Raw genomic sequence first — 24949 nt, forward strand, 5'->3', positions numbered from 1 at the left:
GCGCAGCTTACTGCGCTTTCGCGTTGTTCAGTTCGATACGCTTAATAGGACCGACAATCACCACGAAGCTAAAAATGGCAATCAGCGCATGGACGGCCACGAACACCAGCGCCCACTCAAAATGGCCGGTCGCTTTCACGATGTAGCCAATCACCACCGGCGAGATAATCCCGGCGAAGTTACCGCACAGGTTAAAGAAACCGCCCGCCACGCCAGCCATCTCTTTTGGCGCGGTATCAGACATCACCGCCCAGCCCAACGCGCCAATGCCTTTCCCGAGGAAAGCCAGTGACATAAAGAAAACCACCAGGTAAATCGAGTCCACATAGTTACAGAACACCATCACCATGGAGAGCAGCATGCCGAGCACGATGGGCGTTTTACGGGCAATCGACAGTGATTTGGTGATACGCAGAATACGGTCAGAGATCACGCCGCCGGTCAGGCCGCCGAGGAAGCCGCAAATAGCCGGGATCGCGGCGATAAAGCCGACGGTTTTGATATCCAGCCCTTTTTCCATCGCCAGATAGAGCGGAAACCAGGTAATAAAGAAGAAGGTTAATACGTTAATGCAGTACTGGCCCAGATAGACGCCGAGTAACATGCGGTTGGTGATTAATTGTTTAAATGCACTAAAGTCAAATGTCGGGCCGGTTTTAACTTTGCTCTGATCCATATCCACCAGCGCGCCGCCCTGGCGAATGTACTCAATTTCTTCGCTATTAGCACGCGGATGATTTAATGGATTATGTACCACTTTCGCCGCGGCAAAAGTAATAACGATCCCCAGTGTACCCATAAAGATAAAAATAGATTGCCAGCCATAATTGAGCGTCAGCCAGCCCATAATTGGTGCGAAAATAGCCGTGGCGAAATATTGCGCGGAGTTAAATATTGCTGCGGCGGTGGCGCGCTCCTTTGACGGGAACCAGGCCGCAACAAAACGGCTGTTGCCTGGCATCACCGGCGCTTCAAACAAACCGACAAGAAACAGCAAAATGGTAAAGCAAATAATTGCGCCGAAGCCGTGGAAAATCTCCACACAGCCTTGCAGTAGCGTGAAAATTGACCACATGCAAAGGCCGCAAAGATAAACTTTTTTCGACCCAAAACGGTCAAGCAGCCAGCCACCAGGAATCTGCGCCAGTCAGTAGGCCCAGGCGAACGCGGAGAATACCCAACCCATCTGGCCGGGGTTAATGCCAAGCGCGGCAGACATATCTTTACCGGCAATCGCCAGCGTCGAACGGTCACCGACGCTCACTGCAGTAATAATAAAGAGGATAATAACGATATGCCATCTGACATTCGTTTTTTTGGCGTGAAGGACGCCCTCAAGATTATTAACTTGACTCATGAGAAACCACCTTAAACTTAAATGAAATCTAAAAATGTCAATATGAATTCATTCCAGCAGGTGTTACTGAAGTGCATTCACTATTAACATTGCAGAAACGTCTTATGCTATTTATTTACTCCGTCAGTGTGACAATGTTTTTACCGATCATTATTCATCAGGCAAAGATTAGGAGTATCACCAGGGACAGACAATGTGCATTTGCATAACAAAGCCGATTCTTTTTGCGTTTCTGTACGTTATATGTTTTTTTGTTTGAAGTTGATCACAAAAAATAGCGTATAAAAAATAAAAAACGCGACCGCTATTGCGTTTTTCCTTCATCAATAGCAACACCATCCGCATTGACAATCCTGGTGCTTCCGGCTGACGATGGTTTTCTTCCCGCCTTTAACCTGCAAGGAGTTGTAATGAAAACGGCCGTCGCTTTCCGTCATGTCCCCTTTGAAGATTTAGGCACGCTGGCCGATACGCTGCATTCTCTCGGTTATGAATGCCGCTATATCGACACCCCGGTTGAGTCATTTGCTCATCTTGATCCCCAGGCCGCCGATCTGCTGGTGGTGCTGGGTGGCCCGATCGGCGCGTATCAGCAAGCGATTTATCCATTTCTCAGCGAAGAGCTGCGCCATATTCGTGAGCGGCTGGCGCACGGCAAACCGGTGCTCGGTATTTGTCTCGGCGCGCAACTCATGGCGCGTGCGCTGGAGGCGGAGGTTGCGCCAATGGGCGTAACGGAAATTGGCTATTCGCCGCTGACCCTCACCCCCGGGGAGCACAGCGATTTGCTGGCACCGCTGGCGGATCTGCCGGTACTGCACTGGCACGGCGACCGGTTTGCCATCCCGCAAGGGGCGAGCCACCTGGCACGCAGCGCGGTCTGCGATAACCAGGCTTTTCTCTATGCGCCGCATGCGCTGGCGTTGCAGTTTCATCCGGAGGTGAGCGCCATCGGGCTTGAAGGCTGGCTGGTGGGGCACGCCAGTGAACTGAGTCATGCCGGTATCGATCCGCGCCAGCTTCGCGAGCAAGCCGCGCAATACAGCCCGGCGCTGGCCCGCGCGCTTTCGCAGGTGATTAGCCGCTGGTTAACACCGCTCGCAGGCTAGCTGAATTTCACTTCCGCGAACGTTTTACTGGCGGGAAAGTTCACAGCGGAACACTTTCTCCCGCCGATATTTCGCCCGTCACCCGGGCGAAAAATAAATAAGCGTAATACTTTCAGTTAATAACCCGATTTTTTTGTCGCTGGCGATAATCTGGCCTCCGCTTTGCAATTTCCTCCTGCCTGTTTGCAAACACACTTTCGCAATGTTGTTCATCAAGAGGAAATATCATGACACGTAAGCTGGCTATTTATGGCAAGGGCGGGATCGGCAAGTCGACCACCACGCAAAATACGGCGGCGGCTCTGGCCTGGTTCCACGGTAAAAAAGTATTTATTCATGGCTGCGATCCGAAAGCCGACTCCACGCGTCTTATTCTTGGCGGTAAACCGCAAGAGACATTAATGGATGTTCTGCGCGATCAGGGGGCCGAGAAAATAACCAATGATATGGTGGTAAAAACTGGCGTCTTTAATATCTGCTGCGTTGAATCCGGTGGCCCGGAGCCAGGCGTAGGATGCGCTGGCCGTGGGGTAATTACTGCCATCGATCTGATGGAGGATAATAAAGCCTACGCAGACGATCTTGATTTTATCTTTTTTGATGTACTCGGCGATGTGGTTTGTGGCGGTTTCGCTATGCCCATCCGCGACGGTAAGGCACAGGAAGTTTATATCGTTGCTTCCGGGGAAATGATGGCAATTTATGCGGCAAATAATATCTGTAAAGGCCTGGTGAAATATGCCAAACAGAGCGGCGTCCGTCTCGGCGGCATTATCTGTAACAGCCGTAATGTGGACGGTGAAAAAGAGTTTCTCGAAGAGTTTACCGCAGCGATCGGCACAAAAATGATCCACTTTGTGCCGCGGGACAACATCGTACAGAAAGCGGAATTCAACAAGAAAACCGTCACCGAATTTGACCCGGAAGCTAACCAGGCGCAGGAGTATCGCGAACTGGGACGCAAGATCATTGAAAATACCGACCTGGTGATCCCCCATCCGCTGACCATGGATCAGCTGGAAAAGATGGTCGTTAAATATGGTCTGAGCGATTAATTCGTCCGGTTATTTTACAGTCATTCCCGGAAGGGGGATTAACTATGCCGTATCATGAGTTTGATTGCAGTAAATGCATTCCCGAGCGTAAACAGCATGCCGTCGTTAAAGGGGCGGATGAAGATATCACCTCCGCACTGCCGCTGGGGTATTTAAATACCATTCCGGGAACGATTTCCGAACGCGGTTGCGCCTATTGTGGTGCCAAACATGTTATCGGCACGCCGATGAAAGACGTGATTCATATTAGCCACGGCCCGGTCGGTTGTACGTACGACACCTGGCAGACAAAACGTTATATCAGCGATAACGATAACTTCCAGCTTAAATATACCTTCGCGACCGATATGAAAGAGAAGCATATTGTTTTTGGTGCTGAGAAAGTCCTCAAGAACAATATCATTGAAGCATTTGACGCTCATCCAGATATTAAACGGATGACCATTTATCAAACCTGCGCTTCGGCATTAATCGGTGATGATATTGCCGCCATTGCGCAGGAAGTGATGGATGAGCGTCCGGAAGTGGATATTTTCGTCTGTAACTCGCCGGGATTTGCCGGCCCAAGCCAGTCGGGCGGGCACCATAAGATTAATATCGCATGGATAAACCAAAAAGTCGGTACGGTCGAACCGACGATCACCAGCGATTATGTCATCAACTATGTTGGCGAATATAACATTCAGGGTGACCAGGAAGTGATGGTCGATTATTTCAAACGTATGGGGATTCAGGTGCTGTCGACTTTTACCGGCAACGGCTCCTATGACGACCTGCGGGCGATGCATAAAGCCCATCTGAATGTGCTGGAGTGCGCACGTTCGGCGGAATACATCTGCAACGAATTGCGGGTGCGTTACGGCATTCCGCGTCTCGACATCGACGGTTTTGGCTTCGGGCCGCTCGCCGAATCACTGCGCAAAATCGGTTTGTTTTTCGGTATTGAAGATCGGGCGCAGGCGATTATTGATGAAGAGATTGCCCGCTGGAAACCGGAACTGGACTGGTACAAAGAACGCCTGAAAGGCAAGAAAGTGTGCCTGTGGCCGGGTGGCTCGAAACTCTGGCACTGGGCGCATGTGATCCACGCTGAGATGGGCGTGGAAGTGGTGTCGGTCTACACCAAGTTTGGTCATCAGGGCGACATGGAAAAAGGCATTGCCCGCTGCGAACCCGGCGCGCTGGCTATTGACGATCCCAATGAACTGGAGTCGCTGGAGGCGATGTACAAACTGAAGCCGGATGTCATTTTCACCGGTAAACGTCCCGGCGAAGTGGCGAAAAAAATCCGCGTGCCATACCTCAACGCCCATGCGTATCACAACGGGCCGTACAAAGGTTTTGAAGGCTGGGTGCGTTTCGCCCGCGATATTTACAACGCGATCTATTCACCGATCCATCAACTGGCGCAGCTCGATATCAGCCAGCAGGCGATTCCGGTTGGCCAGGGCTTCGCCACCGCCCGCATGCTGTCGGATGCCGGGCTTGATGATGCGATACGCAATAACAGCGAACTGCGCGAATACAGCGGTGGCTTCGACAGCGTCAGCAAGTTGCGCCAGCGCGAATACCCGGATTTTTCCGCCGATGCCGCCCGCCGTCAGGAGGCCGTATGACGCAGGATGAACAAGTAGAGCTGATGGTGGATTACATCATGAAGCACTGTCTGTGGCAGTTTCACTCCCGCACCTGGGATCGTGAGAAGCAGAACGCGGGCGTGCTGGGGAAAACTCGCCAGTTGTTATGTGGCGAGGAGGTCGAGCTGGCAAACCCTGCTGACCGTTGTTACTGGGCCGACGCCGTGGTGCTGGCCGATGCGTACCGAACCCGCTTTAGCTGGCTACAAAGCATGAAGACAGCGGAAATCGGCGCATTGCTTGAGGCGCTGCACCAGCGGCTGGATTATCTGACCATCACCGGTTCGCTGAATGCCGAACTGACCGACCAGCGTTACTGAAGGGGGTGAGCATGTCTTGTGAATTAAAAGCGAAAGATCGCACCGGGGTAATCAACCCGATTTTTACCTGCCAGCCCGCCGGGGCGCAGTATGTCAGCATCGGCATTAAAGATTGTATTGGTATTGTGCATGGCGGGCAGGGATGCGTGATGTTCGTGCGTCTGCTGATCTCCCAGCATCTGAAAGAGAGCTTTGAGATTGCCTCTTCCTCGGTGCATGAAGATGGCGCGGTATTTGGCGCGCTGGATCGCGTGGAACAGGCGGTAGATGTGCTGCTGATGCGTTACCCGCATGTCAAAGTGATCCCGATTATCACCACCTGTTCGACAGAGGTCATTGGTGATGATGTCGATGGTGTGGTGCGTAAGCTCAACAATGGCCTGCTGCAAGAGAAATACGCCGGGCGCGAAGTGCATCTGATCCCGATTCACACGCCGAGTTTTGTCGGCAGTATGATCAGCGGCTATGACGTGGCGGTGCGCGATATCGTTAAGTATTTCGCCCGTAAAAGCGAGCCGAACGGCAAGATCAACCTCATCACCGGCTGGGTGAACCCCGGCGACGTGACAGCGTTAAAACATCTGCTGGATGAGATGTCGATTGATGCCACGGTGCTGTTTGAAATCGAAGCCTTTGACTCGCCGCTGATGCCGTCCGGCAATACCGTTTCACACGGCAACACCACCATTGCCGATCTTACCGGTACGGCGAACGCCAGCGCCACGATTGCGCTTAACCGCTACGAAGGGGCGAAAGCGGCGCGTTATCTGGAAGAGAAGTTTGACGTCCCGGCGCTGATTGGCCCGACGCCAATTGGTATTCGCAACACCGATACTTTCCTGCACAACCTGAAAACGCTCACCGGTAAACCTATCCCTGAATCACTGGTGCGTGAACGCGGCATTGCCCTCGATGCGCTGACCGATCTGGTTCATATGTTCCTCGCCGATAAAAAGGTGGCGATCTACGGCAACCCGGATCTGGTGGTGGGGCTGGCGGAATTTTGCCTCGATCTGGAGATGAAACCGGTGCTGCTGTTGCTGGGTGATGATAACGCCACCTATGCCGATGACCCGCGCATTCAGGCGTTGCAGCAACAGGTGACGTACAAGATGGAGATTGTCACCAACGCCGACCTGTGGGAGATGGAAAAACGCATTACTGAAGGTGAGCTGGAGCTGGATCTGATTCTCGGTCACTCGAAAGGGCGTTTTACCGCCATTGATAACCAGATTCCGATGGTGCGCGTGGGCTTTCCCACCTACGACCGCGCCGGGCACTATCGCCATCCGGTGGTGGGTTACGCTGGTGCTATCTGGCTGGCGGAGCAGATGGCAAACACGCTGTTTACCGATATGGAATACAAGAAAAATAAAGAGTGGATCCTCAATGTCTGGTAATACCTGACCTGAACGCCGGGGTTTGCCCCGGCTGGAGAAAACCATGGCGCAACTCCTGTTTGAGACCGATAAACAGCGTTTTGTCCGCTGTTACGACTATGCGAAAGGTTACCATCGCCGCGCCAGTCTGCTGGCGGCGCAAAACCGTTCCGCCAGCCTGGTATTTAACGTCGCGGCCATTGCTGTTGAGTGCTATCTGATTGCGCTCTGCTCCTTGCACGGCGATATGCCCTTTAACCATAACTACCGCAGTCTGCTGGCGAGCGCCGCGCAAAAGAGCGTGTTTAGCGACTCCCTGCGCGACGGCATTTTGTCGCTGGACAGCATTTTCGGCATCTGCTCGGTGGATGACTATCACCACGGGACACCGGATGAGCACGACAAAGAACGCATTCTCAGCGTTTGCCAGTCGCTGGATGCGCTGATTGCCAGTGAACAACGACGCCTGCAGGAGGAAAAATCATGAGCCAGCAGACACTAATGCACCCGCACGGCGAGATGCGTCGCGATGAGCGTGAACTGACTGAACCTAAGGCGCTGGATGCAATTTTGCAGGCTGGAAGGGTGATGTATATCGCGCTGGCCAGCGCGGATATGCCATTTCTACTGCCGGTGTTTTATGTCTGGGATGGCACGGCGCTGTGGTTTCACTCGGCACGCGCCGGGAGCAAAATCGACATCATGCGGCAAAACGCCAACATCTGCTTTGCGGTGTCTGAATACGGCGGCATCATCGAAGATGACCTGGCCTGCAACTTTGAGGCGCGTCACCGCACGGTGATAGGCGTCGGTAAAACCCATTTTGTTGACGACGAGACGGAAAAGGTCACCATGCTGCACCGCCTGATGGCGCGTTTCAGCGATAAAACGTTCCACTTTTCCGCCGCCAATCTGAAAGCCACCCAGGTTATCCGCATTGACATTACTTCGATGAAGGGGAAACAACACGGCTATTAGTCCGGAGGAAAGATGAATATTGCGGTTTTTCTCGACCCGCAAGGTCAGGTGGCGCCGCTCACCGCGCCTGGCACAGTGACGCTGTTTTCTCGTGATTGCGGACGCTGGCAGATTGCGCAACAAATTGCGTTCGATTTGTCGTCCTGTACATCGCTTGAAGCTTTTCGTGAACGGACGCTGGCGATGCTGGCGCAGCTACCTGCCTGCCGCCATTTCGTCACGCGCGAGGTGCAGGGTGCGCCGCGCGCCTGGTTCGATGGGCTCGGGTTGACTTTGTGGCAGTGTACGGGCGCGCCGGAACCGGCGCTGGACACCATTGCGCGGCAGCCCATGGAGCCGGAAGCGGTGACGCTGCCGCCGCAGGCGTTTGTCCGTTCTGGCGCTGAACCCGGCGAATTTTATGTCGATCTGATCGCCGCGCGACAGGCCGGAGCTGATGACACGCATACTGCGAAGTTGCTGCTGGTACCGTTGCTCGCTCGCGCAGAGTTCACGCGGCTGGAACTGCGGTGTGACCATGTGCCGAAATGGTTTGTTCGCCTTGCGGACTACCACCTTCTGTATCACAGCACGCCGCTGGACGATGGCAACCTACGGGTGGTGGTGACAAAAACGGCGTCCTGATGTCGGTAACGCGACAAAAGTGTTCGCCGGGGAACACTTTTTGCCGGCATGGCGGTATGTGTGTTTTTTTTGGCCTGAATAATCAATAGATTGCATGTGAACTATACCATCTTGTGCTGGCGTTGATTTTGCACTGTTTACCTGCGGGCCTGTTCAGGAGGAGTTACCGGGAGATGCATCATGCGCCATGAAAAAAACGCTGTTGCTGCAAACACGTTGTCGCCGGTGCTGACAGGTGCGCTGTCATTCAGTTGCCGGTTGGGTGAGTGCCGCTCTGAACTGATGCCGCTGCTCTCTGAAGTGAGCAAAGTGGTCAGCGCAGGCGGCAGTTTAGCCAGCACGCTAAAGCTGGTGCTGGAGTTGATGCAAAAACATTTACAGGTGCAACGGGCGATGATCACCTTGTATGACGCCAGTTGCGATCAAATTTTTATTCATGAAAGTTATGGTTTGTCGCCGGAAGAGGCCGAAAAGGGCGTTTATGCGCCGGGCGAGGGGATCACCGGCAAAGTGATTGAAACACGTCAGCCGATTATCGTGCCGCACATTGCTGACGATCCGCTGTTTTTAAACCGCACCGGCAGTTGGGATCGCCAGCGTGACGGACAACACTCTTTTATCTGCGTGCCAATTATTCGCGGGCTGAAAGTGATGGGCACCATCGGCATTGAGCGGGTTTATCACAACGCGCAGCTCCGTTTTCTCGATCTTGAAGTGTTACGGGTGATTGCCGCCATTATTGCGCAGGCCGTGGAGCTGCATCTGCTTGAGCGCGCGCAGCAGAAAATAGTGCAGACGCATACGGCGCTGCACGGCGGAGAAAAATTCAAACCGGCCAATATTATTGGCAACTCCCGCACCATGCAGCAGGTTTACCGGCTGATTGAGAAAGTCAGCCATGCGCGCACCACCGTGTTGATCCTCGGTGAAAGCGGCGTCGGTAAAGAACGTGTTGCCACCGCCATTCACCAGAACAGCCACTGCGCGGGCGGGCCATTTATCCGTTTTAACTGCGCGTCGCTGCCGGAGAGTGTGATTGAAAGCGAACTATTCGGCCACGAAAAGGGCGCATTTACCGGTGCCATCTCCCGGCGCGCCGGGCGGTTTGAAGAAGCGGATGGCGGGACGTTGTTTCTTGATGAAGTGGGGGAGTTATCGTTATCTGCGCAATCCAAATTGTTGCGGGTGATTCAGGAGCGCAGTTTCGAGCGGGTAGGCAGCAATGAAACCCTGAGCGTCAATGTGCGCATTCTTGCGGCAACGCACCGGGATTTGAGTGAAATGGTGGAGCAGGGCACTTTTCGTGAGGATCTCTACTATCGCTTAAATGTCTTTCCCGTCACCATTCCGCCGTTGCGCGAAAGGGGCAGCGACATTTTGATCCTTGCCGATCATTTTAACGCCCGCTTTGCCAGCGAGCAGGGCGTAGACGTGCCGACCATCGCTACCCCTGCGTTGAATATGCTGCTCAACTATACGTGGCCGGGCAATGTGCGCGAGCTGGAAAATGTGATGGAACGGGCGGTATTGCTGGCGGATGAGGGGTTTATTCACAGTTATCATCTGCCCATTCATCTGCAACCGATTATTGACCATCTGACGGAGCAGGAAGGGCTGGAAGCGCGCCTGGCGCGGGTGGAATACGATCTCGCTGGTGAAATTTCAGGGCAATGTCTCGCGCGCAGCCAGCTATCTGAATATGACACGGCGCGCGCTGGGATTACGTCTTGAAAAATATCAGCTCAATTATAAACATTATCGTGGACAGTCCTGAGAATAACTATGTGGAATATTCCAGGATAGAAGGAAAAATGTCTTTATTTACTTTTAACTGGTCACTGAGTATATTTCATCCCGTGCCTATCTTTGTCTTTCTCTTTCTCTTTGAGAATATGCACAGTTTAGTACCTGCATTTTTTAACTTGCCGTACTGACGTTATTCATCCAGTCAGTACGGCTTTTTTTTGCTTTTCATCCCACTGATTACATACCGGTTTATCCTGCCGACAACCACACGTCCGAAGTCTCTTTCTGTTAAGCTGTGCATCATGCACAATGCCTAAAAATATTCTGGCTAGAGAATATTCCCGCAAATAAGAAAACTGTCTGTATTTACAGAAGGATTGTTGATTTATATATTCCCCGGACTGTGTTTTTCTTTGTTTATTTTTATTCGGGAATAAGCAGGCATTTTACACTGAATGATTTCAATTGATCGCGCTGATGGAATTACGGAAGCTGGCGCGGCTTTTTATCCTGGAGATTTAATAGTGAAAGCAAAACTGATTGCCGCTGCATTAGCGGCGGCGTTTATCGTGCCGATGGCGACCATGCAAACGGCTGCCGCCAGCGAGGCTGCTGCGCGTATCGTCAACGGATCGACGGCAATAGCCGGTGAATTCCCTGATTTTATTACCATCAGCAAAGGTACGACGGTAGCGGGTCATGTCTGCGGCGGCGTGCTGGTTAACTCCCGCTGGGCGGTTACGGCGGCGCACTGTGTTTCGCATTTTGATACCAGCACGGCGAGTATCATGGTCGGGATGGAAAGCTACACCCCGCTGGTGAAGAAAGACCAGGTTTCCATCGAGAAAGTGATTGTTCATCCTGACTATGACACGACCACGCTTGGCGGTACGGCGAAAAACGATCTTGCGCTGATTAAGCTGTCCCGTGCGGCGAACAGCAGCAACTTCGCCAGGCTGGCCGGTTTAAACCCGGAGCAGGATCCGCCTGCTGCACTGACCAATATTCCGCTGACGGCAGTGGGTTTTGGCGATAACGCAAATGGCGTGCGCCCGAATGTGCTGAATAAAAAAACGCTGGTCGCTCTGCCGGATAAGATGTGCACCGACGTTCCGGCGGGCTACCCGGCGACCAACCAGGATCCGGCTTTCCATGTCTGCGCAGGTAGCGGCACGGCGGGCGGTGATTCCGGCGGCCCGCTGTATGCCGATTACAACGGCAACCGCTATGTCGTGGGCCTGGTTTCCCGTAGCTTAATTGCCCCGGCTGAGCAGTTCACCCGCGTGAGCAAATTTGCCGAGTGGATCAAGGCGACGGCGGTAGAATAACTAACTGAATAGTATGGCTATTTTGGCCATACTATTTTGCCAGCCGTCGATACAGCGTGCTGCGCGAAATACCGAGTTTTTTCGCCGCAAGGCTCATATTTCCCTGCGCTTGCGCAATGGCGCTCTGTTCGTCGTTGGGCCGTTGCGGCGCTGGCACGGCGTGGATTTCGCCGGGCAGATCGGTAAGCCTAATCTGATCGCCATCTTCTGCCAGCGCCATTAATACCCGTAGCTGGCTCAACAACTGACGCACATTGCCCGGCCACGGCCGGTGCGCGAGCGTGTTCACCACCTCATCGCTTAACGTCAGCCCACGGCTGGCGGCACCCAGTTCGCGCCACAATTTCTGGATAAACCCCTCTTTATGCTGCCATTCACGCAGCGGCGGAATTCGCAGGTGAAACTCCTGAATGCGATACAGCAGATCCTCGCGAAACGTGCCTGCCTGCACCCGCGCGGCCAGATCCTGATGTGTTGCGCAGATCAAAGCAAAATTCACATCCCAACTGCTATTGGCACCCAGCGGCGTCACTTTTTTCTCCTGCAACACGCGCAGCAGGCGGGTTTGCAGCGCCAGCGGCATATCGCCGATTTCATCAAGAAACAGCACGCCGCCATCCGCTTCGCGGCATTTGCCGATATAGCCTTTCGGGCTGGCGCCGGTAAAAGCGCCGGGAACATAGCCGAACAGCTCTGATTCAATCAGATGTTCGGGTAACGCGGCACAGTTGATGGCGACGAAATTGCCCGCATGCCACTGGCTGCGGCTGTACAACTCGCGTGCCAGATACTCTTTGCCAGAGCCGGTTTCACCGGTAATGCACAACGCAATCCCGGCATTCACAATGCGCAGCGCTTTCTCTTTTTCGATACCGTGCTGTTCTGTCTGCTGCGCGCTGCCGCGTCCGCTAAAACGGCGGGCTGGCAGCGTCTGGCGGGCATAGAAACGTTGATGATTACCGGTTTCCAGCACTGTTTCACCGGCGCGTAGCTCAAGGCCGGGAAATAGCGCATCCAGCTCAAGTGCGCCAAAATGACCGCTGGTCAGGGCGAAAGCATCCATCGCCAGTTTATTGGCGCCGAGCAGCGTGCGATCGTCAAAAATCAGCAGTAACTCCTGCGCGGTGCCGAGGATTTTTTCATCATGATGCAGGCTTAATAACCAGCGATTAGCGCCCCGAGCGCTGGTGGCCCAGGCGTGTTCTATCTGGCATACCGTGCGGCGGATCAATGCGGCGGCATCATGGCGCGGCGTCATCGCCGGAGTGGAGAGATCCAGCACTCCGGCAACCTGGCCGTCGGGGCGAAACACCGGCGCGGCCGAGCAGAACAACCCGGCGTTACGGCTCAGATAGTGTTCGCCGCCAGCCACTTCACAATGTTGCTGGAGCGCCAGCGCAGTGCCGATAGCGTTGGTGCCGCGCGCATGTTCACCCCACAGATTGCCGGGCGACAACGCATAGCGCTGCGCTTTGTGCAGAAAATCGCTGTTGCCGTGCGTTTCCAGCACTAGCCCGGTCGCGTCGGACATCACCATAATCGACGGGTGTTTGTTCAGCTCCGGCCGCAGCCGCGCCAGTAAAGGAGCAACCAGGTGTTTCACCCAGCCATTTTCCGCACGCGCATCTTTCAGCATCGCGTTAGCCACCCAGGGCTGGGCGTCATCATCCCGTGTCAGCCCATAGTTAAGGCTACGTTGCCAGGAATCCTGCAACTGGCAAGGCAGACCGGAACGGGTTGTTGGCAAAGTGTCTACGCGTGTCGGCATGTTACTCTCCGGCAATTACAATGTTACATTTGTGTAGCATAAGAGTGTCTCGTGTGTAGCGACGTGCGACACAATTCCTGTACTCGCTTGCACATCATTTTTTGCCGTTTTGTACGATTAATCTTTAAACCCGCCTGTTATTCATTGTTTCTCAAAGAGAAAATCCATTTACCCTTATGTCAGCAGCAATCTGGCATAAGAAGTGCTTATGTTCCTTTGTCCGCCCTGGCGCGAGACGCCTCACCTGTACCGATAATAAAAGAGGAACATCTGATGAAATACGCTCACCCTGGCCTTGATGGCGCAAAAGTCTCTTTTAAACAGCGTTATGGCAACTATATCGACGGAAAATTTGTAGACCCGGTAGAGGGCGGCTGGTTTACCAATACCTCGCCGGTAACCGGACAGGTGATTGCCGAATTCCCGCGTTCGGGCGCGGTGGATATAGAGAAGGCTCTGGATGCAGCGCATGCTGCCGCCGACGCCTGGGGAAAAACCAGCGTGCAGGAACGTTCGAATGTGCTGCTGGCGATTGCAGACCGCATTGAAGCCAATCTGGAAGTGCTGGCGTTAACAGAAACATGGGACAACGGGAAACCTATCCGCGAAACGATGGGGGCGGATATTCCGCTGGCGGTTGATCACTTCCGCTACTTTGCCGGTTGCATCCGGGCGCAGGAAGGCACAGCCGCGGAAATCGACAGCAATACGGTGGCTTATCATATCTATGAACCGCTCGGTGTGGTCGGGCAGATCATTCCGTGGAACTTCCCGATTTTAATGGCGGCCTGGAAACTGGCGCCTGCGCTGGCGGCGGGTAACTGCGTGGTGCTGAAACCCGCAGAGCAAACGCCGCTCGGTATCTGCGTGCTGATGGAGCTGATTGGCGATCTGCTGCCAAAAGGCGTGCTCAATGTGGTTCATGGCTTTGGTACGGAAGCGGGCGAACCGCTGGCGCGCAGCAAACGCATTGAGAAAATTGCTTTTACCGGCTCGACGCCGATAGGTCGCCACATCCTCTCCTGCGCGGCGGAAAACATTATTCCCAGCACCGTCGAGCTGGGTGGTAAATCCCCCAATATTTACTTTGAAGATGTGCTGAATGGCGATGCTGAATTTATCGATAAAGCCGTCGAAGGCGTTGTGCTTGGCTTCTTCAATCAGGGCGAAGTCTGTACCTGTCCGTCCCGCGTGTTGGTGCAGGAGTCCATCTATCCGCAGTTCGTGGAAAAAGTGCTGGCGCGTATGGAAAACATCCGCAAAGGCGACCCCTTTGACACCGAGACAATGATCGGCGCGCAGGCTTCGCAGGAGCAGTACGACAAAATCCTTTCCTATATCAATATCGCCCGTGAAGAAGGGGGCGAAATCATCACCGGCGGCGAGCTGATCAAGCACGGGGATAGCCTGCAAAACGGCTTCTACATTCAGCCGACATTGATTAAAGGCCATAACGGCATGCGCTGTTTCCAGGAAGAAATTTTTGGGCCGGTGCTCGGGATCACCACTTTCAAAGATGAGGCTGAAGCGCTGCGTATTGCCAACGATACCGAATTCGGTCTTGGCGCCGGGGTGTGGACGCTGGATATCAACCGCGCATGGCGCATGGGGCGCGGCATTAAAGCCGGGCGCGTGTGGACTAACTGTTACCACCTCTATCCGGCACATGCGGCTTTTGGCGGGTACAAAAATTCGGGCGTTGGGCGCGAAACGCACAAGCTGGCGCTGAGTCATTATCAGCAGATTAAAAACCTGCTGGTCAGCTACAGCGGAACGCCACTGGGTCTGTATTAATCAATCTCATCAGGATGAGGTAATGATATGCAATTGAAAACGATGAAAGCGGCAGTGGTTAAAGCATTCGGGCAACCGCTGGTGATTGAAGAGGTAATGGTGCCTGCGGTAGCGCCGGGCAAAATTCTGGTCAAGATCGAGGCGACCGGCGTTTGCCATACCGATTTGCATGCCGCAGAAGGCGACTGGCCGGTGAAACCGAATCCGCCGTTTATTCCCGGCCACGAAGGCGTTGGTCACGTGGTTGCGGTGGGGCCGGGCGTGACGCATGTGAAAGAGGGCGATCGGGTTGGCGTGCCGTGGCTTTATTCTGCCTGCGGGCACTGCGAACACTGCCTGAGCGGCTGGGAGACCTTGTGCCACGGGCAACAGAACTCCGGTTATTCGGTAAACGGTACTTTTGCCGAATATTGCCTGGCGGACGCCAACTATGTCGGCATCCTGCCGGATAACGTCGAATTCCACACGATTGCGCCAATCCTCTGTGCCGGGGTAACGGTTTACAAAGGGCTGAAGATGACGGAAGCCCGCGCCGGTGAATGGGTGGTGATCTCCGGGATCGGCGGTCTGGGTCATCTGGCGATCCAGTATGCCGTGGCGATGGGGATGAATGTGGCGGCGGTGGACATTGACAACGACAAGCTCGAATTTGCTCGTCGGCTCGGCGCATCGGTGGTCGTCAATGGGCGCGAAGAGGATCCCGGCAAGCGCTTCCACGCCGAGTTTGGCGGCGCGCACGGCGTGCTGGTCACGGCGGTGTCACCAAAAGCGTTTGAACAGGCAACCACCATGATGCGCCGCGGCGGGACGATGGTGCTAAATGGGCTGCCGCCGGGTAAATTCGACCTCTCGATCTTCGACATGGTGCTGGATGGCATCACCGTGCGCGGCTCCATTGTGGGAACGCGCAAAGATCTGCAAGAGGCGCTGGATTTTGCCGGGCGCAATAAAGTGCATGCGGAAATTGCCGTTGAACCGCTGGAGAATATCAACAGCATCTTTGATCGGATGCGCGCCGGGAAAATCACCGGCCGCATCGTGGTGGATATGTCGTTGTGATAGTGTTGCGATAAAAAAACGGGGCGCTATGCCCCGTTTTGTTACTGGAGTGAGTCGGCAAATGCCGCCAGATCCCGGTTGAAACGCTGCGGTTCTTCTAAAAAGGGCGCGTGTCCCGAATCGGCGTACAGCAGCGTACGTATGTGCGGATTTACGCTTCTGGCCCGCGCCAGTGAAGCTTGTGGGTTCACCAGTTGATCTTTTTCCCCGTAAATAAACAGTACCGGTACTTTTGCTTTGCCCAGCCCCTGCGCGAGTGACACTTTCATTTGCGGCACCGCGCGTTGCATTGTCCACGAGGCCAGCGCAGCGTTAGCCAGCAGACGCTCAAACGTGGCGGTGTCGGGTTGCTGATGGAAGCACAGACGCAGGAAATCACGCTCACCTGCCAGATGGGTTTTCAGATCCGCTGACACCATATCCTGATAAACCTGCGGGTGAGCTGGTATTTGCTCTGGTGTGAGTTCGACCACGCCATCGACATACAACACGCCAGCAATCTGTTTATCGCCGTAGGCCGCCAGATAGTGGCTATTTACGGCGACACCCAGCGACCAGCCCACCAGAAGCGGCTTGTTTGCGCCGCTGCCTTTGATAACGGCTGCAACATCATCCGCCCAGCGACGGCTTTCCGTATAAGCTGTTGCTTGCTCCGGTTTGCCCGATAAGCCATGGCCGCGCAGGTCGAAACTGATCAGGCGAAAGCGCTGCAGGGCGGGATCCTGCCACTGTTTCTCCCAGTTAAGATGGCTGCCTAAAAGCCCATGAATAAAGATGATGGGCTGACCGTCCGCAGCGCCGGTTTCCTGTACAGCCAGCGGTACCCCGTCTGACGAGACAACGGTATAGTGTTTATCCTGCGCGTACAGTGAGGCGCAAAACAGCAGCAGGATGAAGGCAAGATTACGACCACGCGATAACAGCATAAAATGTTCCTCCGGTTAACGATTCGTGGCTATCCTCAACCTTTACACTGGTGTCACAGTCAAGCAGCAAACGAGGAGAAAAAATGCTATCGATTGGCGAACTCGCCCGGCAAACAGGCGTCAGCGTGCGCTCTATTCGTCACTATGATCGATATGGTCTGTTATGTTCTACGCGGGCCTGTAACGGCTATCGGTATTTTTCTGCACAGGTGGTCGGGCAGGTGCGTCAGATCCAACAATTGATTGCTACCGGGTTTAGTCTGGCGGAAATCGCCACCTTTCCGGAATGCATGCGCAGCACGGAAGGGGCCGCATTTTGCCCGCAAACCCGTGAACTGCAGCGTAAACGCCTCGGTCGTATTGAAGCGCAAATCGCCACCCTTGAGCAGCGCCGCGCACAGCTGCTCGCCGCGCTGAGCGGCAGCGACGAGCAATAAAAAACCACGCCGTAGCGTGGTTTGTTGGGGGGCGACGGATTATAAACCGCGCTGCGCCATCAGTTTCGTCAGATCCACCAGCCGGTTGGAGAAGCCCCACTCGTTATCGTACCAGGCGAGGATTTTCACCAGATTGCCGCCAATCACCAGCGTCGACAGGCCGTCGATAATGGAAGAGCGTGGATCGCCCTGATAATCACTGGACACCAGCGGCTCATCGCTGTAGCCGAGAATGCCTTTCAGCGGCCCGTTTGCGGCGGCTTTGCGGAAAGCGTCATTCACTTCTTCCACGGTCACATCGCGTTTCAGCGTTACCGTTAAGTCGACGATCGACACCACCGGTACCGGTACGCGTAGCGAATAACCGGTCAGCCGTCCGTCCAGTTCCGGGATCACTTTGCCGAGCGCTTTCGCCGCGCCGCTTGAGTAAGGCACGATGGAGAGCGCTGCGGCACGCGCGCCGCGCAGATCTTTTTCCGGCTGGTCGTGCAGCGCCTGGCTGTTGGTGTAGGCGTGGGTGGTATTCATCAACCCGTGTTCAATACCAAAGTTCTGGTGCAGTACCTGGGCAGCAGGCGCCAGCCCGTTAGTGGTGCAACTGCCGTTGCTGACCACGAAGTGGCGCGCCGGATCGTACTGCGTGTCGTTAACGCCGAGCACGATAGTCAGGTCATCATTTTTCCCCGGCGCGGAGATAATCACCCGTTTTGCGCCGCCGTGGCTGATATGCACCGCGGCTTTTTCGCGATCGGTAAAGAATCCGGTGGCTTCAATCACAATTTCCACGCCAACGTCGCGCCACGGAATGTTCGCCGGATCGCGTTCACTGAAAACGCGCACCGCGTTGCCATCGACAAACAACTGGCCTTCACCTGCTTCAACCGGAACCGGCAACGTGCCGAGCAGTGAATCGTGTTTCAGCAGATGGGCGAGGGTTTTGCTGTCCGTCAGATCGTTGATGGCGACGATCTGAATCTCTGGGTTACCGAGCGCGGCGCGCAGTACATTGCGCCCGATCCTGCCAAAACCGTTAATGCCGACCTTAACCATGATTGACTCCTTCTTTTTCGTGTCTGAAGTCACTTTAGGGCGGCAGCGTTTTGGCGTAAAGGACGGATAAGGATCACTTTACGCCATTTTGCGGCAGTGGAAGCGCTGGCGATACTCGCCGGGGGTAAGGTGCAGTTGACGCTCAAAGATGCGGCGTAAGTTGATGCTGTTGCCGAAACCTGTGGCGGCAGCCACGCTCTCCAGCGTTTCGCGGGTTTGCTCCAGGCGGTGTCTGGCAGCGGCAAGCCGCGCTTCAGCAACATAACGCGCCGGAGGGATGCCGGTTTCACGGGTAAAGACGCGGGTGAAATTGCGCGGACTCATCGCCACGCGTTCGGCAAGCTTTTCGACCGAGAGATCGCCGGTCAGGTTTTCCAGGATCCAGCTTTGCAACTCGCTGACCGGCCCGATACTCTCTGCCTGTTGCAGATGGTAGCGGCTAAACTGTAACTGGCCGCCGGGACGGCGCAAATACATCACCAGATCCTGCGCGACGTCGCGCGCGAGGGTGAAACCATAATCCTCTTCGACCAGCGCCAGCGTCAGGTCAAAACCAGAGCTGACGCCGCCGGAAGTCCATATTGGCCCATCCTGAATATAGAGCGGGCCGCTTTCGACTTTGACCAGTGGATAGCGCGTCTGCATGGTTTCGAGCAGCCGCCAGTGGGTGGTGGCACGCCGACCATCAAGCAACCCGGTTTCTGCCAGCAGCATCGCGCCGCCGCAGATGGAAGCCACTCTGTCGGCATGGGGGGCGGCAAGACGCAGCCAGTCAACGACGGCGGTGCCTTCTTCTTCATTGGTTCCGCGTCCGGTGATCATGATGGTATCCCATGGCTCGCGTGGGTCCAGTTCCGGCAAACGGAAATCGGCCAGCAGATTCAGGCCAGACTGGCCGTGGATCACCTGGTGCGGCTGCGTGGTGGCGATGCTCACCCGGTAACGGGGCTGTTGGGTTTCATCAGCATGCAGGCGATTGGCCTGCATCAGAATGTCGGCAATTCCGGCGGCTTCGAATAACATGCCGCCATCGGGAACGATAATCAGGAATCTCTTCATGTCCTGAAAAGTACACTTGTCACATTATAAGTCAAGATGCGAACAGAATTTTAAGCGTAAGGGCTGACCTGATCCAAATCTGAAAGGCCGTTAATGAGAAGCAAACGAATTTCCAAATCGCTACTATAACTAGAGTACAGGATTTTTATCGGTCGCATCTCACGCGAGGATTTATCCATGGCAATTGCAAAAGCGTATAACTTAAAGCAGGCATATCAAATGATTACCTCTGGTAAGCAGACGGAGGTGGAGCTGGCATTTGATGTCGATGCCGATGCCTTCTTCATGCTTTCTGCGAATTATGGCGACAGCGGCGCAAAAATCACCCGCCATAATAACCATTTTGTGCTCAGGCTCGATCAAGAAGAGGCCTCAGCATCTGACTGATTTTTAAACTATATTTTTTGAAGACCTGTTTTCAGGCGACAGGAATAATGATGTCGCCATGGTGCTTATTTTTCCTGAAATCCCGCCGTCATCTCTGCGTTACATTCCTGCCGTTTAATGGCGCAAGCCTGCCCCGAAGCGTACTTCTCGCGGTGTCTGGCTTCATCAGTTGTTACTCTTCGATCGCGGAGCGCGGTCAGCAAAACTCGTTATCAACGGTTTCCCGGCAGCCTCGTCGGGATTTTTTTGCTTGCAGACACATGTGACACTGTCACTAAATAGGCGACAGACATAAAAAAACCTGCGGGTTTGATCCCGCAGGTGTGTTGTTTGCCGCAGTGCAGTTTATTGCAGATCGAAGCGATCCAGATTCATCACTTTCGTCCACGCGGCAACGAAATCGATAACGAATTTCTGTTTCGCATCGCTGCTGGCGTAGACTTCTGCCAATGCGCGCAGTACCGAGTTGGAGCCGAAGACCAGATCGGCGCGTGTCGCCGTGTAGCGTACTTCTCCGCTCTGACGATCGCGGCCTTCAAACAGCTCCGCTTTTTCATCGGTTGCTTTCCACGCGGTGCGCATATCCAGCAGGTTGACGAAGAAGTCGGTGCTCAGCACCCCGACGCGATCGGTAAAGACGCCGTGTTTGCTGTCGTCGTAGTTAGCACCCAGAACACGCAGCCCGCCAACAAGCGCTGTCAGTTCTGGGGCGGTCAGCGTCAGTTGCTGTGCTTTATCAATCAGCAGGGTTTCGGTGCTCACACCATCCCACACGCGGCGGTAGTTACGGAAACCATCGGCCAGCGGCTCCATCAGATTGAAGGAGTCGACATCCGTTTGATCCTGACGTGCATCAACGCGTCCCGGTGTAAACGGCACATTCACCTGTACACCTGCCGATGCTGCCGCCTGCTCAACGCCAACCACACCGGCCAGCACAATGATATCGGCCAGCGAGGCTTTTGCCGACGCCTGCTGAATGCGTTGCAGTACCGGTAAGGCTTTCACTGCGCGGGCATTCACTTCCCAGCTGTTTTGCGGGGCAAGCGCAAGACGTGCGCCGTTAGCGCCGCCGCGTTTATCGCCGCCACGGAAGGTGGAAGCGGAAGCCCAGGCCACCGAAACCAGATCGCTGACCGACAGGCCTGATGCGGCGATATCCGCTTTCAGGTTGGCGATATCTGCGCCGTCAGGATGATAAGTGGCCGCCGGCAGCGGATCCTGCCAAATCAGATCTTCATGCGGAACTTCAGGTCCGATGTAACGGGATTTTGGCCCCATATCACGGTGCGTCAGTTTGAACCATGCGCGGGCAAAGGCTTCGTTAAATGCCTGCGGATCGTTAAGGAAACGGCGAGAAATTTTCTCGAATTCCGGATCAAAACGCAGCGTCAGGTCGGTAACCAGCATGGTGGGTTTACGTTTTTTCGCCGGATCAAACGGGTCCGGGATGATTTCCGGCGCATCGACGGCTTCAAACTGGATCGCGCCAGCCGGGCTGCGGGTCTGTACCCACTCATATTTGAACAGGTTCTCGAAGAAGTAGTTGCTCCACTGGGTTGGCGTTTGTGTCCACGCCACTTCCAGCCCGGAGGTAATTGCATCAGCGCCTGCGCCGCTGCCATAGCTGTTCATCCAGCCAAAGCCCTGCGCTTCCAGCGGCGCGGCTTCCGGTTCCGGGCCTACGTAGTCGTCCGGTTTTGCGGCACCGTGGGTTTTACCCAGCGTATGACCACCGGCGATCAGCGCGACGGTCTCTTCATCGTTCATCCCCATATTACCGAAGGTGGCGCGAATCGCCGAGGCTGCGGAAACGGGTTCACCGCTGGCATTCGGGCCTTCCGGGTTGACGTAAATCAGCCCCATTTCGGTGGCACCAATCGCTGCCTGCGCCAGGCTTTCCGGATGACGATGGCTCAGCCACTCTTTCTCGTTACCCCAGTCGACGTCGAAATCCGGTTCCCAGACATCTTCGCGGCCCGCGCCAAAACCGAAGGTGCGGAAACCGGCATTTTCCAGCGCCACGTTCCCCGCCAGAATGATCAAATCGGCCCAGGAGATTTTCTGGCCATATTTCTGTTTTACCGGCCACAGCAGGCGGCGCGCTTTATCAAGGCTGACGTTATCTGGCCAGGAGTTCAGCGGTGCAAAGCGCTGCTGGCCGCGTCCGGAACCGCCACGGCCATCAACGGTACGGTACGTTCCGGCACTGTGCCAGGCCATACGAATGAAAAGCCCGATGTAACTGCCCCAGTCGGCAGGCCACCAGGATTGTGAATCGGTCAACACGTTACGGATATCAGCTTTCAGTGCGGAGTAGTCGAGTTTTTTAAACTCTTCGCGGTAGTTAAAGGACTCACCCAGCGGATTGGAGCGGTTAGAGTGCTGGTTCAGCAGATCGACACGCAACTGATTCGGCCACCAGTCGCGGTTGCTGGTGGCGCCGGCAGTGCTCTGCTTGCTGGCTTTATCATGGAAAGGGCATTTCTCGACGGCTGAAGAGAGGGGTTGTTCGTCTGACGTGCTCATATCTGGCTCCATTTGCTTGTGTAATGCCGTTACGATATACACTGCTTCCAGTAAAAGGTACCTGAATAAATCTACAGATTTGATAGCTAATACCTTTCTTTTAATGCATAAAAAATCGACAAACGTCACATAAATTTATTGCTGTCTCATCAACCTTAGCAATCGCGCTACGCTTGTTCCGGTTTTTTTGTGCCTTGTTTGATCGTACCCATAAAAGCGGGGCGGATGAGCAAATCTTCGTCTGTTGGCGGGGGGAGAAAGAGAGGGAAAAGGGCGGAGAGACTCCGCCACTGGCCAGGAGAAAAGGTGGGATAAACGCCTTTACCACGAAAAAGCGGAAAGCTCACCCCCCCAGACGGAATGTTCGATGACAGGCAGGTCGGGGTTGTGCTGTTTTAATTTTTCAATTAATTCTCTGTTTTGTTGATACTGCGGAAGTTTATGGTTTTGGCCTCTTTCATAGTAAAAATAGATACCGCAAACTTTCACCCTGTCGGTGGGAGGAAAATCAGCATAGGTATTGATATCTTTTTTACCCACAATCAGCACTTCGTTATGATATACGCCGTCAGATTCGGAAATCAGCCTTTCCGGGCTCATCATGGAGGCATAGGTTTGGTCAGGCATAGCGCTTTTTATATATTTCCTCACCTTTGCATTATTGTAGCTCTTATTGATGCCCAAAAAATATCTGTCACTGAGCGAGTAGGAGTTTTTATTTTCCCAACTTTGATTTCCTGCATGGTTGGGAAACCAGACATCTTTGTGAAATGTGCCAATGATATTTTGCGGTGGAGCAGCAAGGATAAATCCCACATCAGCCCATTGGCTACGATCGTAGCAGGACGATTGCATACGAATAAGCGAACTGCTCACTATATCCCATGTGGCAATAATATCTTCTGCTCTGCCGTTAAAAAATGGTGAATTATCATCCTTTATATCACGGATTGTATGGATTAAAGCTAAATTGTCGCGATGAGCATTTTTTCTTGAGGGTGATGTTTGCGGTATTAAAAGTGTTTTTCGATAAACCTTTTTCCAGCTTTCAAGCTCAAAATATGAATCATTAAATATATTGGATTTGATCTTTTTCCCTAATATTCGCATGTGCGCCTCGAAAATTATTTGAGTTAAAGGAAGAACGCTGTAAGTCGCTGAAAGCGAAACACAGCATGAACAGTGTCTTGCTCGAGTCACCGTTTTTCAGTTGATTCGTAATAATGTTTATTAATCGTAGTTGTAGTTTATGAATATTTATGATCGAACGCCATAGTATCTGTCTTAATTAAGTGCTAAGGTTTATTCATAAGGCAGGAATTGATAGCGGAAGATTTAATAATGTAATAACAGGCTAGCATAAGCCGAAGGATTCAATAATATACTCTGCTTTGCGGATAAATCGCTTTCCTCGTTGAGGCGATTCAATGGCAGTGATGACCTGTAACTGGCCGGCAATGCGAGATCTGCTCCGCAACATTACCGACAAAGGAGTACACATCATGCGAAAAAACTCAAAAGTGAGACAGATGTAGTTAATTTAGAATAAGTGATGCGTTTGTTATTTTTTTAATGATCGAATTATGTCCTGTTTTTCATAGATAACCTTTTTGTAGTAAGAAGTTAAACGATCTCCACAGATGGCCTTCGGTTCATTTTAAAAAGTAGCCAGTGGGCGCCTTGCTTTCATGTTCCGTGCGGGTGAGTTTTTCAATAAAGCTAACCTTGTCGCATACATCCAGCAGAATCTGATGCAGCGTGTTAAGCTGAGCATGAATTTCAGATTCGTGGTTTGCTGTATGTAACGCAAATTTCAAATTTCTGGAGATGTATTTATCTGTGTGGGTTACTTTATATTCAAGCGGTTCGATTTTCACCGCTGGATTAAAGTAAAATCCTTCTCGTGGAAGCGTCAGAATGAATTGCTCTTTAGTGTTAAATGTCGTGGCAATAATACGTCTGATTTGGAATATGGTTTGATATAAGGTGTTGGGTGATGTCTCCTTGGTGCGCTTTTCCCACGCATAATCATAAAGTTCATTATGCGTGACAATCTCCCCGGGCTTTTTTGTTATTAAAAGCTCAAGGCATTTAGATGCAGGTTTAGTCAATAATGCTGGTGGCAAGTACATATCGCATCGGCACAGAGTGCGTTCAGTTATATTAAAGTCCACTTCATTGTTAATGCGATATATATGCGAGTTCATTTAATTCCCCTTTTGGTTATTTATTGAATTCACTTTCGACAAGCATAAGCATACATTGTAAGGGCAATAAATTTAAAAATATTTCCTCTTAATAAGATTCTTATCTCACATATTTATATGTTGGTGTAAATAAATATTCTATAAATCAATTACTTGTATTATTATGTAAGGTGTTTTTCACAATGTCAGTATGAATAATA

General features: G+C 53.2%; 22 protein-coding genes and 1 pseudogene. 15 read left to right on the forward strand and 8 right to left on the reverse strand.

What is annotated here, in order from left to right; all coding sequences use genetic code 11:
* Window positions 1-7: 7 nt before the first annotated feature.
* Window positions 8-1357, reverse strand: a pseudogene (locus Y71_RS11385) (MFS transporter).
* 410 nt (window positions 1358-1767) lie between these two features.
* Between Y71_RS11385 and Y71_RS11390 the strand changes: the two are divergent.
* From Y71_RS11390 to Y71_RS11435, 11 genes are all read left to right on the forward strand, one after another.
* Entirely contained in the window at window positions 1768-2466 is a 699-nt protein-coding gene (locus Y71_RS11390; RefSeq protein ID WP_007371723.1) for a glutamine amidotransferase, read from the forward strand.
* Between the two features lie 227 nt (window positions 2467-2693).
* Window positions 2694-3521 (forward strand): nitrogenase iron protein, encoded by an 828-nt coding sequence (gene nifH, locus Y71_RS11395; RefSeq protein WP_007371725.1) that lies wholly within the window; start codon window positions 2694-2696, stop codon window positions 3519-3521.
* 44 nt (window positions 3522-3565) lie between these two features.
* Entirely contained in the window at window positions 3566-5137 is a 1572-nt protein-coding gene (gene anfD / locus Y71_RS11400) for a nitrogenase iron-iron protein, alpha chain (protein WP_007371726.1), read from the forward strand.
* Complete coding sequence (anfG, locus tag Y71_RS11405; RefSeq protein WP_007371727.1) at window positions 5134-5478, forward strand: Fe-only nitrogenase subunit delta; 345 nt, start codon at window positions 5134-5136, stop codon at window positions 5476-5478. Before anfD ends, anfG begins: the two co-directional genes overlap by 4 nt.
* An 11-nt stretch (window positions 5479-5489) precedes the next feature.
* Window positions 5490-6878: a Fe-only nitrogenase subunit beta gene (anfK, locus tag Y71_RS11410; RefSeq protein WP_007371728.1), complete on the forward strand. Its 1389-nt coding sequence runs from the start codon at window positions 5490-5492 to the stop codon at window positions 6876-6878.
* 43 nt (window positions 6879-6921) lie between these two features.
* A complete protein-coding gene (locus tag Y71_RS11415) occupies window positions 6922-7344 on the forward strand; it encodes a hypothetical protein (protein WP_007371729.1) in 423 nt (140 codons plus the stop codon).
* Window positions 7341-7835: a pyridoxamine 5'-phosphate oxidase family protein gene (locus Y71_RS11420; protein ID WP_007371730.1), complete on the forward strand. Its 495-nt coding sequence runs from the start codon at window positions 7341-7343 to the stop codon at window positions 7833-7835. The genes Y71_RS11415 and Y71_RS11420 overlap by 4 nt, the downstream gene beginning before the upstream one ends.
* Window positions 7836-7847: 12 nt before the next feature.
* Window positions 7848-8459, forward strand: a complete 612-nt coding sequence (locus tag Y71_RS11425; RefSeq protein WP_007371731.1) for a Fe-only nitrogenase accessory AnfO family protein — start codon at window positions 7848-7850, stop codon at window positions 8457-8459.
* Between the two features lie 180 nt (window positions 8460-8639).
* Window positions 8640-10190, forward strand: coding sequence for a sigma-54 interaction domain-containing protein (locus Y71_RS11430; protein ID WP_007371732.1), 1551 nt, complete (start codon window positions 8640-8642; stop codon window positions 10188-10190).
* Window positions 10153-10233, forward strand: coding sequence for a hypothetical protein (locus tag Y71_RS30690; protein ID WP_236946466.1), 81 nt, complete (start codon window positions 10153-10155; stop codon window positions 10231-10233). The genes Y71_RS11430 and Y71_RS30690 overlap by 38 nt, the downstream gene beginning before the upstream one ends.
* Window positions 10234-10729: 496 nt before the next feature.
* On the forward strand, window positions 10730-11533 hold the full coding sequence (locus Y71_RS11435) for a S1 family peptidase (RefSeq protein ID WP_158262945.1): 804 nt from the start codon (window positions 10730-10732) through the stop codon (window positions 11531-11533).
* Between the two features lie 31 nt (window positions 11534-11564).
* Here Y71_RS11435 and Y71_RS11440 read toward each other — a convergent pair whose 3' ends face one another.
* Window positions 11565-13301: a sigma-54-dependent Fis family transcriptional regulator gene (locus Y71_RS11440; protein WP_007371734.1), complete on the reverse strand. Its 1737-nt coding sequence runs from the start codon at window positions 13299-13301 to the stop codon at window positions 11565-11567.
* Between the two features lie 273 nt (window positions 13302-13574).
* On the opposite strand from Y71_RS11440, the gene exaC reads away from it, so the two are divergent.
* Window positions 13575-15095, forward strand: coding sequence for an acetaldehyde dehydrogenase ExaC (exaC, locus tag Y71_RS11445; RefSeq protein WP_007371735.1), 1521 nt, complete (start codon window positions 13575-13577; stop codon window positions 15093-15095).
* A 27-nt stretch (window positions 15096-15122) separates the two neighbouring features.
* On the forward strand, window positions 15123-16154 hold the full coding sequence (gene adhP, locus Y71_RS11450; RefSeq protein ID WP_035942243.1) for an alcohol dehydrogenase AdhP: 1032 nt from the start codon (window positions 15123-15125) through the stop codon (window positions 16152-16154).
* A gap of 41 nt (window positions 16155-16195) precedes the next feature.
* Here adhP and Y71_RS11455 read toward each other — a convergent pair whose 3' ends face one another.
* A complete protein-coding gene (locus Y71_RS11455; RefSeq protein WP_007371737.1) occupies window positions 16196-17080 on the reverse strand; it encodes an alpha/beta fold hydrolase in 885 nt (294 codons plus the stop codon).
* A gap of 83 nt (window positions 17081-17163) precedes the next feature.
* On the opposite strand from Y71_RS11455, the gene Y71_RS11460 reads away from it, so the two are divergent.
* The gene (locus Y71_RS11460) at window positions 17164-17517 is read left to right on the forward strand and encodes a MerR family transcriptional regulator (protein ID WP_007371738.1); all 354 of its coding nucleotides are present in this window, start codon (window positions 17164-17166) and stop codon (window positions 17515-17517) included.
* A 39-nt stretch (window positions 17518-17556) separates the two neighbouring features.
* On the opposite strand, the gene gap is transcribed toward Y71_RS11460, so the two are convergent.
* The gene (gap, locus tag Y71_RS11465; RefSeq protein ID WP_007371739.1) at window positions 17557-18567 is read right to left on the reverse strand and encodes a type I glyceraldehyde-3-phosphate dehydrogenase; all 1011 of its coding nucleotides are present in this window, start codon (window positions 18565-18567) and stop codon (window positions 17557-17559) included.
* 78 nt (window positions 18568-18645) lie between these two features.
* Window positions 18646-19626, reverse strand: a complete 981-nt coding sequence (locus Y71_RS11470) for a GlxA family transcriptional regulator (RefSeq protein ID WP_007371741.1) — start codon at window positions 19624-19626, stop codon at window positions 18646-18648.
* A 177-nt stretch (window positions 19627-19803) separates the two neighbouring features.
* Here Y71_RS11470 and Y71_RS11475 point away from each other — a divergent pair, with 177 nt between their 5' ends.
* Window positions 19804-20013, forward strand: coding sequence for a hypothetical protein (locus Y71_RS11475; protein WP_007371742.1), 210 nt, complete (start codon window positions 19804-19806; stop codon window positions 20011-20013).
* A gap of 345 nt (window positions 20014-20358) precedes the next feature.
* Here the strand turns inward: Y71_RS11475 and katG are convergent, their stop codons facing one another.
* The 3 genes from katG to Y71_RS11490 all read right to left on the reverse strand — a co-directional run bounded on the left by katG (window position 20359) and on the right by Y71_RS11490 (window position 24749).
* Complete coding sequence (gene katG, locus Y71_RS11480) at window positions 20359-22542, reverse strand: catalase/peroxidase HPI (protein ID WP_007371743.1); 2184 nt, start codon at window positions 22540-22542, stop codon at window positions 20359-20361.
* 321 nt (window positions 22543-22863) lie between these two features.
* A complete protein-coding gene (locus tag Y71_RS30000) occupies window positions 22864-23652 on the reverse strand; it encodes a hypothetical protein (RefSeq protein ID WP_007371744.1) in 789 nt (262 codons plus the stop codon).
* A gap of 542 nt (window positions 23653-24194) precedes the next feature.
* Complete coding sequence (locus tag Y71_RS11490; RefSeq protein ID WP_007371745.1) at window positions 24195-24749, reverse strand: winged helix-turn-helix domain-containing protein; 555 nt, start codon at window positions 24747-24749, stop codon at window positions 24195-24197.
* Between the last annotated feature and the right edge of the window lie 200 nt (window positions 24750-24949).

The sequence above is a fragment of the Kosakonia radicincitans DSM 16656 genome, assembly GCF_000280495.2.
In the GTDB taxonomy this organism is placed as follows: Bacteria; Pseudomonadota; Gammaproteobacteria; order Enterobacterales; family Enterobacteriaceae; genus Kosakonia; species Kosakonia radicincitans.

What these genes read in the sequence shown, in the direction of transcription:
- Y71_RS11390 (WP_007371723.1), top strand. Translation starts at nt 1,768, where the DNA reads ATGAAAACGGCCGTCGCTTTCCGTCATGTCCCCTTTGAAGATTTAGGC.
- nifH (WP_007371725.1), top strand. Translation starts at nt 2,694, where the DNA reads ATGACACGTAAGCTGGCTATTTATGGCAAGGGCGGGATCGGCAAGTCG.
- anfD (WP_007371726.1), top strand. Translation starts at nt 3,566, where the DNA reads ATGCCGTATCATGAGTTTGATTGCAGTAAATGCATTCCCGAGCGTAAA.
- anfG (WP_007371727.1), top strand. Translation starts at nt 5,134, where the DNA reads ATGACGCAGGATGAACAAGTAGAGCTGATGGTGGATTACATCATGAAG.
- anfK (WP_007371728.1), top strand. Translation starts at nt 5,490, where the DNA reads ATGTCTTGTGAATTAAAAGCGAAAGATCGCACCGGGGTAATCAACCCG.
- Y71_RS11415 (WP_007371729.1), top strand. Translation starts at nt 6,922, where the DNA reads ATGGCGCAACTCCTGTTTGAGACCGATAAACAGCGTTTTGTCCGCTGT.
- Y71_RS11420 (WP_007371730.1), top strand. Translation starts at nt 7,341, where the DNA reads ATGAGCCAGCAGACACTAATGCACCCGCACGGCGAGATGCGTCGCGAT.
- Y71_RS11425 (WP_007371731.1), top strand. Translation starts at nt 7,848, where the DNA reads ATGAATATTGCGGTTTTTCTCGACCCGCAAGGTCAGGTGGCGCCGCTC.
- Y71_RS11430 (WP_007371732.1), top strand. Translation starts at nt 8,640, where the DNA reads ATGCGCCATGAAAAAAACGCTGTTGCTGCAAACACGTTGTCGCCGGTG.
- Y71_RS11440 (WP_007371734.1), bottom strand. Translation starts at nt 13,301, where the DNA reads ATGCCGACACGCGTAGACACTTTGCCAACAACCCGTTCCGGTCTGCCT.
- exaC (WP_007371735.1), top strand. Translation starts at nt 13,575, where the DNA reads ATGAAATACGCTCACCCTGGCCTTGATGGCGCAAAAGTCTCTTTTAAA.
- adhP (WP_035942243.1), top strand. Translation starts at nt 15,123, where the DNA reads ATGCAATTGAAAACGATGAAAGCGGCAGTGGTTAAAGCATTCGGGCAA.
- Y71_RS11455 (WP_007371737.1), bottom strand. Translation starts at nt 17,080, where the DNA reads ATGCTGTTATCGCGTGGTCGTAATCTTGCCTTCATCCTGCTGCTGTTT.
- Y71_RS11460 (WP_007371738.1), top strand. Translation starts at nt 17,164, where the DNA reads ATGCTATCGATTGGCGAACTCGCCCGGCAAACAGGCGTCAGCGTGCGC.
- gap (WP_007371739.1), bottom strand. Translation starts at nt 18,567, where the DNA reads ATGGTTAAGGTCGGCATTAACGGTTTTGGCAGGATCGGGCGCAATGTA.
- Y71_RS11470 (WP_007371741.1), bottom strand. Translation starts at nt 19,626, where the DNA reads ATGAAGAGATTCCTGATTATCGTTCCCGATGGCGGCATGTTATTCGAA.
- Y71_RS11475 (WP_007371742.1), top strand. Translation starts at nt 19,804, where the DNA reads ATGGCAATTGCAAAAGCGTATAACTTAAAGCAGGCATATCAAATGATT.
- katG (WP_007371743.1), bottom strand. Translation starts at nt 22,542, where the DNA reads ATGAGCACGTCAGACGAACAACCCCTCTCTTCAGCCGTCGAGAAATGC.
- Y71_RS30000 (WP_007371744.1), bottom strand. Translation starts at nt 23,652, where the DNA reads ATGCGAATATTAGGGAAAAAGATCAAATCCAATATATTTAATGATTCA.
- Y71_RS11490 (WP_007371745.1), bottom strand. Translation starts at nt 24,749, where the DNA reads ATGAACTCGCATATATATCGCATTAACAATGAAGTGGACTTTAATATA.